Genomic DNA, 15,593 nt, shown 5'->3' with positions numbered 1-15,593 from the left:
ATCGGCGGGGTCTTTCAGGTCGATGCATGGCGAAAGACACCTCGGTCAGTCCCCTCTCACTCTGGCAGAGGGTTAGGGTGAGAGGCTTTTGATCTTCTACAGAACCCCAGACACAACAAAGCCCGCACAAGGGCGGGCTCTGTCTTGACTCGATCCAGCCTTAGAAGCGAAACACTTCCATGTCTGTACGAATCGGCGATGCCATCGGGATCTTCGGCTGCTTCTCGGCTTCGTCGGCCCGCGCTGCCGGTTTCTGCGCCGCTTTACGCGGTACTTCTGCCACAGGAGGCTGATTGGCCAATGGCTTGAGCGCTACCGACAGTTGCTCGGCCAGACGTTGCAACAGAATGCCTTGAGCCTTTACCTGCGACGCCGTGCTGCCCGCATGCAACTCTTGCAGATGAACGATGCGGTTATCGCGCACCTTGCCGCGACGGTCGATCAAGCGCCATTGCGCATCGAGAATCGCCGGTTGTTTCGCACCGGAGTCCAGACGCGTGATAGTCAGCAACACCTGCACATCCGGGGTAAACCCGCCAGTGGCCGGTGCTAGCACGACACGCTGGCTGTCCAGATGACCGGCAACCTGACGCATCAGCAACTGATCAATATCCGACGAAAGGCTGCCAGCCCAACGACCGTCGGTCGCTGCTTGCAGACTGCCATCCGGTTGACGTTGCAGCAGGGTTTCACGTTGCAGGTAATCGGCTACGACTACCGGGCCCAACAAAACCGCCATGCCCGCGCTTTGCGCAGGCTGAACCGGACTTCCGCTGTCCAGTTGATAGAGCGACACCGGCTGGTGAACGCTGCAACCCGCCAGGCCAAGAACGCCGGCGAGTAACAAAATAATTGGAAGGCGCAGCGCAGTCATCATCCCGTCCAGGTGGCCGCCACAAAGCTGACCACAGTGAAAATACTCAATAAATATGAAGAACGCTCGGCCACGCCGGCGCTTGAAAGGCCATATCATCCGTGAATATGCGTTCCGACTCCAGCGCCAAAGCGTCGATCTACGCGTTAAATCGTAGATCGAGCTCTCTAGGACGCCTAATTGAGGTTTTCGACGAGCAGCGCATCCACTCGCTGGAAGCCACGCGGAAGCTTGTTACCGCGACGCCCACGCTCACCTTTGTAGTGTTCGAGGTCATCGGCCTTCAGCGACAACGTGCGTTTTCCGGCCTGCAATACCAAGGTCGAGCCTTCCGGAATGACGGCGATGTCCGTTACATATTCTTCGCGACTGGCGACACGCTCACCGGGAATACCGATGATCTTGTTGCCTTTGCCCTTCCCTAATTGTGGCAGATCGCTGATTTTGAAGATCAGCAGGCGACCCTCGGTCGTGACCGAGGCCAGCCAGTTGTTCTCACGATCAGCCACCGGACGCGGCGCGATGACCTTGGCGTTGTTCGGCAGGCTCAACAGCGCCTTACCGGCCTTGTTTTTGGCTTGCAGGTCTTCACCTTTAACCACGAAACCATACCCGGCGTCGGAGGCGATGACATACAGCGCATCGTCTTCGGGCATCAGCACGCATTCAAACGTCGCACCCGGCGGCGGTGTCAGACGACCGGTCAAGGGTTCGCCCTGGCCGCGAGCCGACGGCAAGGTGTGTGCGGCAACCGAATAACTGCGGCCGGTGGAGTCAATCACCACGGCAGACTGGTTGGAACGCCCCGCCGCCGAGGTCTTGAAGCCGTCGCCAGCCTTGTACGACAGGCCGGTGGCGTCGATGTCGTGCCCCTTGGCAGAACGGATCCAGCCTTTTTCCGAGAGCACCACGGTGACTTTCTCGTTTGGCAGCAGATCGTGCTCGGTCAGCGCTTTGGCTTCGGCGCGCTCGACGATTGGCGAGCGGCGGTCGTCGCCATAGGTCTCTGCATCCTTGATCAGCTCGGTGCGCACCAGTTTCTTCAGCTTGGCTTCGCTGCCCAGCAGGGCTTGCAGCTTGGCTTGTTCCTTGAGCAGTTCGTCCTGCTCATCGCGCAGCTTCATCTCTTCCAGTCGCGCCAATTGCCGCAGACGCGTGTCGAGAATGTAGTCGGCCTGGATTTCGCTGAGGGCGAAACGCTCGATCAGCTTGGCTTTCGGGTGTTCCTCGGTACGGATGATGTGGATCACTTCATCCAGGTTGAGGTAGGCAATCAACAAACCGTCCAACAGGTGCAGACGACGCTCGACTTTGTCGAGGCGGAATTGCAGGCGACGACGCACGGTCTGCACGCGAAATTCCAGCCATTCGACCAGCAATGCGCGCAGGTTTTTCAGCTGCGGCTTGCCATCCAGACCGATGATGTTGACATTGACCCGGTAGGTCGACTCCAACTCGGTGCTGGCGAACAGATGCTGCATCAGTGCTTCGTGATCGACGCGGCTGTTGACCGGAATGATCACGATGCGGCACGGGTTTTCGTGGTCGGATTCGTCACGCAGGTCAGCAATCTGCGGCGCTTTCGACGGTTTGGCCTGCATCAGCCCGGCGATCTGCTCCAGCACTTTGGCCCCGGAGACCTGATGCGGCAGCGCGGTGACGATGATGTCGCCGTCCTCGACGTGGTACACGGCGCGCATGCGCACCGAGCCCTTGCCGGTTTCGTACATTTTCAGCAGGTCGGCGCGCGGTGTGATGATTTCCGCTTCGGTCGGATAATCCGGGCCCTGAATGTGTTCGCAGAGCTGTTCGACCGTGGCTTTGGGCTCATCGAGCAAGCGCACGCACGCGGTCGCGACTTCGCGCAGGTTGTGCGGCGGTACGTCGGTGGCCATGCCCACGGCGATACCGGTGGTGCCGTTGAGCAGAATGTTGGGCAGGCGCGCCGGCAACACCAGCGGCTCCTGCAGGGTGCCGTCGAAGTTCGGGCCCCAGTCCGCGGTGCCTTGGCCCAGTTCGCTGAGCAGCACTTCGGAATATCGCGACAGACGCGCTTCGGTGTAACGCATGGCGGCGAAGGATTTGGGATCATCCGGCGCACCCCAGTTGCCCTGACCGTCGACCAGCGTGTAGCGATAGCTGAACGGCTGGGCCATCAGCACCATCGCTTCGTAGCACGCCGAGTCACCATGCGGGTGGAACTTGCCGAGCACGTCGCCGACGGTACGCGCCGATTTCTTGTGCTTGGAATCGGCGTCCAGCCCCAACTCGCTCATCGCGTAGATGATCCGCCGCTGCACCGGTTTCAGGCCGTCACCGATATGCGGCAGGGCACGGTCCATGATCACGTACATGGAGTAGTTGAGGTAGGCACTTTCGGTGAAGTCAGCCAGCGAGCGGCGTTCAACACCGTCCAGGCTAAGATCAAGGGGATTGCTCATGCAGGCCTCATCGGTTCGTTGTCTGGCGCAGCAGCATGGTGCCACCGCGCTGAGTAAATTCAAGTTTGTTCAGGGCGCTCATTCCGAGCAGCACCTGATCACCATGCAACCCCGGCGCCACCAGTGCGCGGACATCCCGCAACACGATGTCGCCCAGTTGCAGGCGAGCGATTTTTGTACGATAGCCCTGGCTCAGGCCATTGGCCGTGCTCAGGGTCACACCGAAACCTTCTTCCAGCTTCAAACGTTTGGCCAGATCCGCCGGGATCGCGACATCGGTCGCGCCGGTGTCGAGCATGAACTCCACCGGTTCGCCGTTGATCTGACCGCTGGCGACAAAATGCCCTTGGGCATTGCTCGCCAGTTTCACTTCGATAAATCCTGCGCCCTGTTCCGAACTCACGACGACGTTCGGATTCTGTTGGCGTTGTTCCCACTGGCCAAAAAACCGCGTGGCCAGAAACAGCGCTGCGCACCAGGCCAGAATCATCAGCACCCGACCGGCGCGCTTGCCCGGCGGTTGCTGGCTCATGGCTTGGCGCTCCAGCCACCTTCCGGCGCTGCGAAGCGCCAGACAATTGGGCGGTTCTCGCCATCGGCACGCGGGCCGAAATTATTGTCGACGCCAATCCACGCACCGTCGGCATCGACGATCAACGCTTCTTCCAGCCCATAGTCCTGTGAATAACGGCGATTTTCCTGCAACAGTTCGGCGGCATACGACCAGCAGCGCTCGACCTTGGCCGTCAGCGGATCGCGACGGCAAATCTGAAAGGCGTTGCGCTCGAGGGTGAACAGCTTGCCGTCGAAAAATGACAGGTCGGAAAAATCCCGGTCGACCGCTTTGGCATTGGGAAACTGCGCCGGCTGCATTTCCTTGCCGCCTTCGCTCAGCAGCACACAGCGACCGTCGCAATCCCACACCGTCTGCTGGCGTTTGATCAACAGCAAGCCACGGCTTTGGCGCTCGGCAGCCAACCACATCTGATCCCCCGCCGGATTGATCGCCAGACCTTCGAATATCGCGTTGAATTTCTGCAACATGCCCTTGGCTCGCGCTTCGCGAACCACAATCGGCGAGATCTTCAGCCAGTTCGCCGGGCCGCTCACAGGCAGTTGCAAAACCGCCGAATGCCCCTCGCTGACGATGTAGCGATTGCCGGCGCTGTCGCAACTGATGCCTTCGAAATCCAGATCGCCGCCGCGCACGAATGACGCCGCCCAGTTGCGCGAACGCAAACCCCAGGGCAGCCCGGTCTCGGGTAACTCAGGCACGTCGATGTGCACGGTTTCGGCCTGCCAGGTGGTTTGCCGCGTATCAAGGCGATAGATCTGATCATCGTCGCGATCGGACACCGCCCACAACTCGTTGCCACACTGCGCCAGCCCCGACAGGTTGCCGCCGCGCATGCCGTCTACCGGATGCTCGGACAGCACGCGCAACTCCGGCACCGGCTCGGCAAGCGCCGAAACAGAGGTCAGGAGTAACGCACACGCCAGGGCAAAGCCAACCCGCATCAACCAAGAACCTCGGCCAGGTTGCCTTTGGATTCCAGCCAGGATTTGCGATCACCGGCGCGTTTTTTCGCCAGTAGCATGTCCATCATTTCCGAGGTCGCGTCGAAGTCTTCCAGGGTCAACTGCACCAGACGCCGAGTGTTCGGGTCCATGGTGGTTTCACGCAGTTGCGGCGGGTTCATTTCACCCAGACCTTTGAATCGGGTGACCTGTGGCTTGCCGCGTTTCTTCTCGGCCACCAGACGGTCGAGAATGCCGTCACGCTCAGCCTCGTCGAGGGCGTAGTAGATCTCTTTGCCCAGGTCGATGCGGTACAGCGGCGGCATCGCGACGTAGACGTGACCGGCGTCCACCAGCGGGCGGAAATGCTGGACGAACAACGCGCAGAGCAAGGTTGCGATGTGCAGACCGTCGGAGTCGGCGTCGGCGAGGATGCAGATCTTGCCGTAGCGCAGCTGGGCGATGTCGGCCGAGCCTGGATCGACACCGATGGCCACGGCAATGTTGTGCACTTCCTGACTGGCGAGCACTTCGCTGCCGTCGACTTCCCAGGTGTTGAGGATCTTGCCGCGCAACGGCAGAATCGCCTGAAATTCCTTGTCCCGCGCTTGCTTGGCGGAACCGCCGGCGGAATCACCTTCGACCAGAAACAGTTCGGAACGCATCGGGTCCTGCCCGGCGCAGTCGGCCAGTTTGCCCGGCAGTGCCGGCCCCTGGGTGACGCGTTTGCGCTCGACTTTCTTGCTCGCTTTGAGGCGACGGCCGGCGTTGTTGATCGCCAGTTCGGCCAGCGCCAGGCCGGTTTCCGGGTTGGCGTTGAGCCACAGGCTGAACGCGTCCTTGACCACACCGGAGACAAACGCCGCCGCTTCACGGGACGACAGACGCTCTTTGGTCTGGCCGGAGAATTGCGGCTCTTGCATCTTCATCGACAGAACGAAGGCAATGCGCTCCCAGACGTCTTCCGGCGCCAGCTTCACGCCGCGCGGCAGCAGACTGCGGAATTCGCAGAATTCGCGCATCGCATCGAGCAGACCCTGACGCAGACCGTTGACGTGGGTACCGCCCTGCGCCGTCGGGATCAGGTTGACATAGCTTTCCTGCACCGCGTCGCCACCTTCCGGCAGCCACAGCAATGCCCAATCGACCGCTTCTTTATTACCGGCGAAAGCGCCGCAGAACGGTTCGTTCGGCAGGCGTTCGAACTCGCTGACAGCGTCGACCAGATAGGAGCGCAGGCCGTCTTCGTAATGCCACTCGATTTTCTCGCCGGTGCCTTTGTCTTCAAAGCTGACCAGCAGGCCCGGGCACAACACAGCCTTGGCCTTGAGCACGTGCTTGAGGCGGCTGATGGAGAATTTTGGTGAATCGAAATACTTCGGATCCGGCGCGAAATACACGCTGGTGCCGGTGTTGCGCTTGCCAACGGTGCCGACGACTTCAAGTTCGGTGGCCTTGTAGCCATCGGCGAACGTCATCTGGTACTCGTTGCCATCACGCTTCACGCGCACCCGGACTTCGGTCGACAAGGCGTTGACCACGGAAATACCCACCCCGTGCAGACCGCCGGAGAACTGGTAGTTCTTGTTGGAAAACTTGCCGCCCGCGTGGAGCTTGGTGAGGATCAGCTCAACACCCGACACACCTTCTTCAGGGTGGATGTCGACCGGCATGCCGCGGCCATCGTCGCTGACTTCCAGCGAGTGGTCGGCGTGCAGGATGACCTGCACCGATTTGGCGTGGCCGGCCAAGGCTTCGTCGACGCTGTTGTCGATGACTTCCTGGGCGAGGTGGTTCGGCCGACTGGTGTCGGTGTACATGCCGGGGCGTTTACGCACCGGGTCGAGGCCCGAGAGGACTTCGATGGCGTCGGCGTTATAAGAGCTAGCGCTGGGAGTGGCCATAGGGTCTCGTCGTCAGTCATTCATGAAATAGGGGCAAGACTTCACAGTGCGGTGAAATCGATTGCCTGATACAAATCGGCGCCAATGCCGGCAAAACTCAGCAACGCCGGCAATTGCCCGGCGAAACCCTGGAAACTGTGGTCGCCGCCGGCCTGGATGCGCAAGGCACAGGCGCGGTAATACTGCTGGGCGAGGCGATAATCCAATGTTTCATCGCCGGTCTGCAACCAGACCTGAAAACGCTGCGCATCCTGGGGCGCCGGCACTTCCAGCTCGGCCAGGGCCGCAACGTGGTCGTGGGTCAATTCCCAGGTTTCATCGGTGTACAGGTTTTTCTGCGTGCCCAGATAGCCGTCGAACATCCGGTGCGGGCTGACCGCCGGGTTGACCAGCAGGGCTTTCAAGCCATGGCGCTCGGCCAGGTGAGTCGCATAGTAGCCGCCGAGTGAGCTTCCCACCAGCAACGGCTGGCCTAGCTCGGCAATCGCCTGTTCCAACTGACCGATGGCTTCACGCGGATGGTGATGCAGGGCCGGAACACGCAATTGCTCGCTCAAACCCATCCGTTCCATCACTGCCACCAGCTGACAGGCCTTTTTCGAGGTCGGAGCGCTGTTGAAACCGTGGATATAGAGGATCGAACCGAACATTTGAGCTCCCTGGGTGTCGGTTTGGGTTTGCGGAGTTTACAGGGAGCGAAGAGCGGATTGGGGGTGGTTTCGAGAAATTGGTCATTCAGCAGGGGCGACCCTCACCCTCGGGAAAAGGGCTGGGGTGAGGGGCTGTTGATTCGCTCTCAGTACCCGTTGGAGCCGTAGTCGACGGTGAAGGCGAAATCAGTCACGCGCTCAATGCCGGTTTCCAGCCGTCCATCCGGCAACAACCGCAACCAGCGATACCCCGGTGCCTGCTCACCGACCTTGAAGTCTTCACTCCCCGGCTCGAACTGAATGCAGGTCGAAGGCGATGCCATCAGCCGCACGCCATTGCGCTCGCGGTCGATTTCCTGATGCACATGCCCCCACAGCACCGCCCGCGCCTGCGGAAAACGATCCAGCACTTCGAAAAACGCCTCTGGATTGCGCAAACCAATCGGCTCCATCCACGCACAACCGATCGACACCGGATGATGGTGAAAACACACCAGATGATGACGCTCCGGCGCTTCGCTCAACGAGCGGGCCAGCAGTTGCAACTGATCGTCCTGCAAATACCCCGGCACCGAACCCGGTACCGCCGAATCCAGCATCGTCACACGCCAGTTGCCGAGATCGACCACCGATTCGAGCAACGCGCTTTGCACGGCGGCCTCAGCCATGATCATCGGTTCGTCGTGGTTGCCGGGAATCCAGCGCGCCGGCGCATCGATCTGCGCGGTCATTTCACGAAACTGCTGATAGGACTCCAGCGTGCCGTCCTGGGAAATGTCCCCGGTGGCCAGCATCAGATCGATCCGTGGCTGCTGCCCCAGGACCAACTCGATGACCTTTTGCAGGCTGTCACGGGTGTTCATGCCCAACAGCGTGCCGTTCGTCTCGGCGAACAGATGGCTGTCGGATAGTTGCACCAACATAACGGTGGCATCAGTGGGCAAAGTAGGCATGCTCGGCACAAATGAATATCAGCAAAAGGTAGTCGATTATGGTTGCAGGCTTGCATCTGAGCAAACCTGGAGACGCGGGAGAGTTCACACTAATGACATGTAGCTTCTACTGTTTGAGGCTGACTCGCCTGTTTTCGTCCACCTAGTTGGGTGTAGGTCTGCAAATTACAGGTGTTCTGCTCACCAAACTCGGGCTTTTGCGTCATTTCGCAGTGCGCGATGTCCAGCACGCCCTGTGCCGCATATCTGAAACCGTTTTTTTCGATACTGGAGCGATTGGCGATCAGCGCCAGCACCTCATCAGCCGCATTGAAGACATTGCTGATCTTGCCGGGAAAAACGTAAATGACGCCCTCATTTTCGAAAGTGACGGCGCTGCGGAATTCGGAACGCGTTTTCAATTTGGCCATTACCGAACCTTTCCAGCCGGTGTAGTGAAACCGGCGAGAAAACTCAGGCCAGAATCGACACATTTCAGCTTCGGCAAACGCCTTGACCTTCGCGGCGACAAACTCATCCGTCAGCCCTTCCAGCAGCGAATCAGCCTGGGCGACCGTGGGGAAAGAACCCATGATGGTGTAGCTGCCATGCGTCAGGATGTAGTTCGCCGGAAAACTTCCCTGGCTTGTAATAGCCGGCATCAGGCATGGGAACCAGCCGTCCATTACGATAAATGAGAACAGCTTTTCACTCGGCTGCCGATCCTGGTAGCACAACGCAAGACAAGGCTGGTAGACCACCTCTACATCGAAAGGAAAATCCCGCTCAAAGTGCGCTGGAAGCAATGACTGGAACCCGGTCGTGTTTATCACCAGATCAAACGCCAGAACACTGCCGTCATCCCTGTATACAAGGCTCTGGTTCGCCTTACGGACTATTTTCTCGACGCAAAATCCGCTGTGTATCTGAACACCCGCTACCGCCAGCCTTTCGCGAAAATAACTGCGCAATCGATCACCCAGCACCACACTCGGCTCATCGAGATCGAACGCTGATTCCAGCCCAGCGAAGGCACTGGAGCTCAGGTCCACCTCGCGGCACTCCGGCGACTCGTGGCATACATGAGCAAAAGCATCGTTACTGACCTTGGAGCGATTACCCAGCGCGTCCCTCGTGCCTTGCGCGTAAATCGCCGAGTCGTGAGTCACGACCAGTTCAGGATAAGTCTCACGAAAGCGATCAAACACTTCCAGGCAGCTCTCTCTTGTATTTCTGGAGCGCGGGTAGTGAGGGCCTTTGTGCAGACGTATCCCGAAATCACCGGAAACGCCCTGAAAAATATCCGGATGCTTATCGAGCAATACGACTTGATGACCCGCGGTTACCAACTCCAATGCACAATGAGCCCCGTTCCAGCCAGCCCCGACAACTGCAATCTTCATTACGGCGTTCCCTTTCGTGGAGCCTCGCGGCATGCGATGGCTGCGGCCCACTAGAGGAAGGAGATCGGTGCCCATTACAGAGGCGCTGCACAGAGAGAGCATTCCGCGGCGCTTACAGAATATTCCTACAAGAACACAAGGATGAACGTATCGAATTGCAGCACTAGCGCACAGCGGCGTATTCGTGCCCCAGCGCCAGACAATGACTCAGCCATTCCCCCAGGAACAGATTCAGCTGAGCTTTTTCATCGGGCTGATGCATCGCTGCGTTCGGGTAAGGATAGATGCCGCGAAAGCGTCGTGCATGTTCGGCGCTGATCACTTCAGCCATACGCGCGTCGTGATAGACCTGAACTTCCAGTTGCGGCACCGGCAGCCACGGCAGGCTGTGCTCCTGGCGCACCTGCAACGTGGTTGTATACGGGCAGGTTTGCAGCACTTCGAGGGCCAGTACGCCGAGCATCTGCTCGCCCTGAGTCACGGCGATGCGCCGCGCCTCGGGCTCGTTGCGCATGTCCGGCACCAGTCGCATCAGGCGCGCGTAGTTGGCCTCGCAGGCAGCCTGTAGCCCCACGAGGTCGACTCGATAACGATCGCGCAGCTTGTTTACAACCATAACCCCCTCACTTCGGCGCGATTGAGCGCCAGCCACTGCAAAGCGATGATGCTCGCCGCGTTGGCAATGCGTCCGTCACGGACGGCCTGCAAGGCATCTTCAAAGGCCCAGACCGTGACGCGGATATCTTCTGCCTCTTCCTCCAGCCCATGCAGGCCGCCAACGCCATCGGTGCTGCAACGCCCCAGATACAGATGCACGAACTCGTTGCTGCCGCCCGGTGACGGGAAATATTTGGTCATCGGCCACAGGGCCTTGATGTCCAGCCCAGCTTCCTCCTGCGCCTCGCGGTGAGCAACTTCTTCCGGTTGTTCATCCTTGTCGATCAGACCAGCGACCAGTTCTACCAGCCACGGATTGTCAGCCTTGCCCATCGCGCCGACGCGAAACTGCTCGATCAGCACCACTTCGTCGCGCTGCGGATCGTACGGCAGCACGCACACGGCATCGTGACGCACGAACACTTCACGATTGATCTCGCGACTCATGCCGCCGGCGAACAGCTCATGGCGCAGGTGCACACGGTCGAGCTTGTAGAAGCCCTGATAGCAGCTCTCGCGGCGCACGATGTCGACGGCGGTCGGAATGGCGTTGGCAAAATCAGTCATGAGCATCCTCGTTTACTGCGAATCCATTACGAGGTTGCTTATCCTGACTGGCAACCTCGACTTCGCGCCATCCTAACGCGCCCGTACCGTTTGATGCAGCCCCTTTACCGTCATCGGGATGGACGGTGGCGGCGAAACCCACTCTAATTAGCTTAGTGGCGAACTGACTGCTTCGTTGAGAGTCGAAGCGGTAACTTTTTGCCTTCCCCTGCTTTCGAAAGGACGCCCATGTCGCTTTTCAAAATTGCCTCCGTGGCCGCCATTGCCCTGACCCTGGGCGCGTGCGCGAGCCTGTTCCAGCCCAACTATCGCACGCCGCTGGAAACCACCCGTGATGCGTCGGAACAGCTGAAACCGGGATGTTCCACCCCTGATTGCCCACTGGTGAACATCGACACCCTGCGTTTCCCGGCAGAGCCCGCGCTGGACCCGATCATCGAAAAACGCCTGCTGCAGATGACCCGCACCGAGCCGGGCGCGCCTGTTGCACCGACGCTGGCGGCCTATCGCGAGCAGTTCCTGGCCAACGCCGGCCCGCGCAACAGCAGCTATCTGCAAGCGAAAGTACGTGAGCAGCATGACGGCTTGGTGATCATCGAATTGTCGAGCTACCTCGACACCGGTGGCGCCCATGGCACACCGGGTCGCGGTTTCATCAACTATTCGCGCCAGCAGCACAAAGTGCTGAACCTGTCCGACATGCTGATGCCGGGGCAGGAAGAGGCGTTCTGGAAGGCTGCGCAAGTGGCGCACAACAGCTGGCTGATCAGCACCAAGCTCGATCAGGAGCCCGAGTTCGTCAAGAGCTGGCCATTCGTGAAAACCCCGCACGTGGCGTTGACCTACGGCGGGGTGATCCTCAAGTACGAAGTGAGCACCATCGCGCCTTACGCGCTGGGCCACGTCGAACTGAAGATCCCTTATCCACGTCTGAACGGCATTCTCAAGCCTGAGCTGTTTCCCGGCCGTAACTGAAGGCCCGACCGAGCACAAATTGCAGCAGCCCTGCCAGCACCAGCGCCGGCAGGGTGGCGCCGATGTCCGGATACAGATTCGCCAGCAAGTGATAGGTGCTGACACCCCCCAGCCACGCCAACAACGCCGGCCAGCGCAACGCGGCTGATGCGACCTGCCCCCGGCGCTTGCGCAGGATGAAGTGATCCACCAGCACCACGCCGAACAATGGCGCAAACACCGAGCCGATCAGCAGCAGGAAATTCTGGTATTGCGCCAACGGCGCCAGCAGTGCGATCAGCGTGCAGATGACGCCGATGGCGAGCGCCAGATGCTCGACTCTCAGGCGCAACAGAATCCCGCTGGACACCGCTGCCGAATGAATGTCGGCGAAGGCGTTTTCCGATTCGTCGAGCAGGATCAGCAGCAGCGGAATACCCAACCCGGCACCGGCCAGTGCCAGCAGCAACGCATTGACTTCACCGCTCGGCGCGAACGCCAGGGTGTAGGCGACGCCAAGGCTCATCAGCCAGAAATTGCCGATAAAGAAACCGACGGCAGTGCCGCCGAAAACGTTCTTCGCACGCTTGCCGAAACGCGAGTAGTCGGCGATCAGCGGCAGCCACGACAGCGGCATGGCGATGGCGATGTCGAAGCCCACGGCGAATGGCATCGAACCGTCACCGGCACGCGCCCAGAGCGCCGTCAGATCCGCCTTGGCGAACAGGTTCCAGGTCAGCCAGAGGCACGCAGCCAACAGCAGCCAGATCCCCCATTTGCGCAGGATCTGCCGGACAAACGTCAGCGGCCCGCTGACGGCAAGCAGGGTTGCCAGAGCGCCGAAGAACAGCGTCCACAACACCGGATTGGACCACAGCGAACCTTCGCTGAATGCGCGGGTGCCGAGCAGGCTGGCCGCATCACGCATGACGATGATTTCGAACGAGCCCCAACCGATCAGTTGCAGCAGATTGAGCAGCGCCGGCAAGCTCGCACCTTTGCTGCCGAGGCTGAGTTTGAGTGCAGCCATCGAAGACAGACCGGTGTCGCTGCCGATCACGCCGACGGCCGCCAGCAGCAAAACGCCGACCAGCGTGCCGAGGAAAATGGCCAGCAGCGAACCGGACAAGCCCAGACCCGGCGCGAGCAATGCGCCGGTCTGCAGCACCATCAGGCCGATGCCGAGGGAGAACCACAGGGAAAACAGATCGCGACCGCCGAATACACGCCTGTCGGCGGGCACGGCGAGATCGGGGGAGTAGGTACCGGGTTGAATGCTCAAGGGTGTTATCTCAGAGGGACATTTGTTGTTGTGTTGATCGCATTCGCGAGCAGGCTCGCTCCCACATTTGAATGCATTCCAAAGTGGGAACGAGCCTGCTCGCGAAGGGGCTCTTGCAGGCCCACCCTTTCAGGTCAGATCAAACCTTTTTGTACAGCTGACTGCCTTCCTTCTTGAACCGCTCAGCCTGTTCCGCCAGGCCTTGGGCGACGTCCACGTCGACCGCTTCGATCCGCTGGTTGGCCGCGTATTCGCGGACTTCCTGAGTGATCTTCATCGAGCAGAATTTCGGCCCGCACATCGAGCAGAAATGCGCGACCTTGGCCGAGTCTTTCGGCAAGGTTTCATCGTGGTACGAACGCGCGGTATCCGGATCGAGGCCGAGGTTGAACTGGTCTTCCCAACGGAATTCGAAACGCGCCTTGCTCAAGGCGTTGTCGCGGATCTGTGCGCCCGGGTGCCCCTTGGCCAAGTCCGCTGCATGCGCGGCGATCTTGTAGGTGATGATCCCGGTCTTCACGTCATCCTTGTTCGGCAGACCCAAGTGCTCCTTCGGCGTCACGTAGCAAAGCATGGCGCAACCGAACCAGCCGATCATCGCCGCACCGATACCGGAGGTGATGTGGTCGTAGCCCGGCGCGATGTCAGTGGTCAACGGGCCAAGGGTGTAGAACGGCGCTTCGTCGCAGCATTCCAGCTGCTTGTCCATGTTCTCTTTGATCAACTGCATCGGCACGTGGCCCGGGCCTTCGATCATGCACTGCACGTCGTGCTTCCAGGCGATCTTGGTCAGCTCGCCGAGGGTTTCCAGCTCGCCGAATTGCGCTTCGTCGTTGGCGTCGGCAATCGAGCCCGGACGCAGGCCGTCGCCCAGCGAGAAGCTGACGTCGTAGGCCTTCATGATTTCGCAGATTTCGTCGAAATGGGTGTAGAGGAAGTTCTCTTTGTGGTGCGCCAGGCACCACTTGGCCATGATCGAACCGCCACGGGAAACGATGCCCGTCACACGTTTGGCGGTCAGCGGCACATAGCGCAACAGCACGCCGGCGTGGATGGTGAAGTAGTCGACGCCCTGCTCGGCTTGCTCGATCAGCGTGTCGCGGAACAACTCCCAGGTCAGGTCTTCAGCGGCGCCGCCCACTTTTTCCAACGCCTGGTAGATCGGCACGGTACCGATCGGCACCGGCGAGTTGCGGATGATCCACTCGCGGGTTTCGTGAATGTGCTTGCCGGTGGACAGGTCCATCACCGTGTCCGAACCCCAGCGGATGCCCCAGGTCAGTTTCGCCACTTCTTCTTCAATGGACGAACCCAAAGCACTGTTGCCGATGTTGCCGTTGATCTTCACCAGGAAGTTACGGCCGATGATCATCGGCTCCAGTTCGGTGTGGTTGATGTTGGCCGGAATGATCGCGCGACCACGGGCAATTTCTTCTCGAACGAATTCAGGGGTGATGACTTTCGGCACGCTGGCACCGAAGCTGTGCCCGGCGTGTTGCTGGTCCAGCAGGCCGGCGGCGCGAGCCACTTCGAGCTTCATGTTTTCGCGGATGGCGACGTATTCCATCTCGGCAGTAATGATGCCTTTGCGCGCATAGTGCATCTGGCTGACGTTGGCCCCGGCCTTGGCGCGGCGCGGGTTGTTCACGTGGGCAAAGCGCAGTTTGGTCAGCTCGGCGTCGGCCAGGCGTTCCTGGCCAAAATTGGAACTCAAGCCAGGCAGGCGCTCGGTATCGCCACGGGATTCGATCCACGCCGAACGCACATCGCCCAGGCCTTTGCGCACATCGATGATGACGTTGGGATCGGTGTACGGGCCCGAGGTGTCGTACACGACGACCGGCGCGTTGATCTCGCCGCCGAAGTCGGTCGGGGTCACGTCGAGACTGATTTCGCGCATCGGCACGAGGATGTCCGGGCGCGAACCCTGAACGTAGACTTTTTGCGAACGGGTGAACGGCTTGACCGATTGCTCGTCGACCTTGGCCGAGTCACTCAGGTTGATCGCGTTTTTTGGTTTTGTAGTCATCACGGGCTCTCCAGACATCATCCAGGCAGTGGATTGTCGGAGCAGAACCTGAAAGGCACGGACGCACCAGGACTGGTGCTGTGCATCGTCGTCGAGCGTTCGATTGTCGAACAATTTCCCGGACGAAGCACAAGAGGACTCGCCGGGTGACGAGAAATCTTGTTCCCTACGCAGGCGCTAACCTGATCAGGTTCAACGGGATCCGAAATTATTCGATCTCAGCCTCATAGCAAGGCACCCCGACAAGAACCCGGCCAGTCTAGACACAACCGGCAAAGAACGCCAACACCGCGGCAAACACCATGATGAATGGCGCAATTAACGGATTGTTGCCGAACGCAGGCGCAACTACACTCGCTCTGCCCCGCCGAGCCTTGACGCT

Annotated in this window: 13 protein-coding genes and 1 riboswitch; of the genes, 1 reads left to right on the top strand and 12 read right to left on the bottom strand. The window is 59.9% G+C overall.

Annotated features, from left to right (window positions below; all coding sequences use genetic code 11):
* Positions 1–160: 160 nt before the first annotated feature.
* From H8B20_RS18525 to H8B20_RS18480, 10 genes are all read right to left on the bottom strand, one after another.
* Positions 161–874 (bottom strand): PqiC family protein, encoded by a 714-nt coding sequence (locus H8B20_RS18525; protein WP_042557361.1) that lies wholly within the window; start codon positions 872–874, stop codon positions 161–163.
* A gap of 176 nt (positions 875–1,050) precedes the next feature.
* A complete protein-coding gene (parC, locus tag H8B20_RS18520; protein WP_047299474.1) occupies positions 1,051–3,315 on the bottom strand; it encodes a DNA topoisomerase IV subunit A in 2,265 nt (754 codons plus the stop codon).
* A 7-nt stretch (positions 3,316–3,322) separates the two neighbouring features.
* Complete coding sequence (locus H8B20_RS18515) at positions 3,323–3,847, bottom strand: retropepsin-like aspartic protease family protein (protein WP_042557359.1); 525 nt, start codon at positions 3,845–3,847, stop codon at positions 3,323–3,325.
* Complete coding sequence (locus H8B20_RS18510) at positions 3,844–4,833, bottom strand: esterase-like activity of phytase family protein (RefSeq protein WP_210624137.1); 990 nt, start codon at positions 4,831–4,833, stop codon at positions 3,844–3,846. Before H8B20_RS18510 ends, H8B20_RS18515 begins: the two co-directional genes overlap by 4 nt.
* Positions 4,833–6,737, bottom strand: a complete 1,905-nt coding sequence (gene parE, locus H8B20_RS18505) for a DNA topoisomerase IV subunit B (protein WP_042557357.1) — start codon at positions 6,735–6,737, stop codon at positions 4,833–4,835. Before parE ends, H8B20_RS18510 begins: the two co-directional genes overlap by 1 nt.
* A gap of 41 nt (positions 6,738–6,778) precedes the next feature.
* On the bottom strand, positions 6,779–7,387 hold the full coding sequence (locus tag H8B20_RS18500; protein WP_210624136.1) for a YqiA/YcfP family alpha/beta fold hydrolase: 609 nt from the start codon (positions 7,385–7,387) through the stop codon (positions 6,779–6,781).
* A gap of 146 nt (positions 7,388–7,533) precedes the next feature.
* Positions 7,534–8,349, bottom strand: a complete 816-nt coding sequence (gene cpdA / locus H8B20_RS18495; protein WP_414704606.1) for a 3',5'-cyclic-AMP phosphodiesterase — start codon at positions 8,347–8,349, stop codon at positions 7,534–7,536.
* An 80-nt stretch (positions 8,350–8,429) separates the two neighbouring features.
* Positions 8,430–9,722: an FAD-dependent oxidoreductase gene (locus H8B20_RS18490; RefSeq protein WP_210624134.1), complete on the bottom strand. Its 1,293-nt coding sequence runs from the start codon at positions 9,720–9,722 to the stop codon at positions 8,430–8,432.
* A gap of 163 nt (positions 9,723–9,885) precedes the next feature.
* Complete coding sequence (locus tag H8B20_RS18485; protein WP_210624133.1) at positions 9,886–10,338, bottom strand: DUF1249 domain-containing protein; 453 nt, start codon at positions 10,336–10,338, stop codon at positions 9,886–9,888.
* Positions 10,329–10,946 (bottom strand): NUDIX domain-containing protein, encoded by a 618-nt coding sequence (locus H8B20_RS18480; protein ID WP_115145950.1) that lies wholly within the window; start codon positions 10,944–10,946, stop codon positions 10,329–10,331. The genes H8B20_RS18485 and H8B20_RS18480 overlap by 10 nt, the downstream gene beginning before the upstream one ends.
* A gap of 228 nt (positions 10,947–11,174) precedes the next feature.
* Between H8B20_RS18480 and H8B20_RS18475 the strand changes: the two genes are divergently transcribed.
* Positions 11,175–11,921 carry an RsiV family protein gene (locus tag H8B20_RS18475; RefSeq protein ID WP_042557352.1) on the top strand — a complete coding sequence of 249 codons (747 nt, stop codon included), beginning with the start codon at positions 11,175–11,177 and terminating at the stop codon, positions 11,919–11,921.
* Here H8B20_RS18475 and cytX read toward each other — a convergent pair.
* Entirely contained in the window at positions 11,890–13,182 is a 1,293-nt protein-coding gene (gene cytX / locus H8B20_RS18470; RefSeq protein WP_047299470.1) for a putative hydroxymethylpyrimidine transporter CytX, read from the bottom strand. The two genes, H8B20_RS18475 and cytX, sit on opposite strands and share 32 nt — an antisense overlap.
* A 139-nt stretch (positions 13,183–13,321) precedes the next feature.
* Complete coding sequence (thiC, locus tag H8B20_RS18465; protein ID WP_042557350.1) at positions 13,322–15,211, bottom strand: phosphomethylpyrimidine synthase ThiC; 1,890 nt, start codon at positions 15,209–15,211, stop codon at positions 13,322–13,324.
* Positions 15,212–15,357: 146 nt separating this feature from the next.
* A riboswitch (TPP riboswitch) is annotated at positions 15,358–15,463 on the bottom strand.
* Positions 15,464–15,593 lie beyond the last annotated feature (130 nt).

Source organism: Pseudomonas sp. P42, assembly GCF_017973755.1.
GTDB classification, from domain to species: Bacteria; Pseudomonadota; Gammaproteobacteria; order Pseudomonadales; family Pseudomonadaceae; genus Aquipseudomonas; species Aquipseudomonas iridis.
The sequence above is the reverse complement of the archived record's forward strand: the minus strand, read 5'-3'. Positions and strand labels throughout refer to the sequence as shown.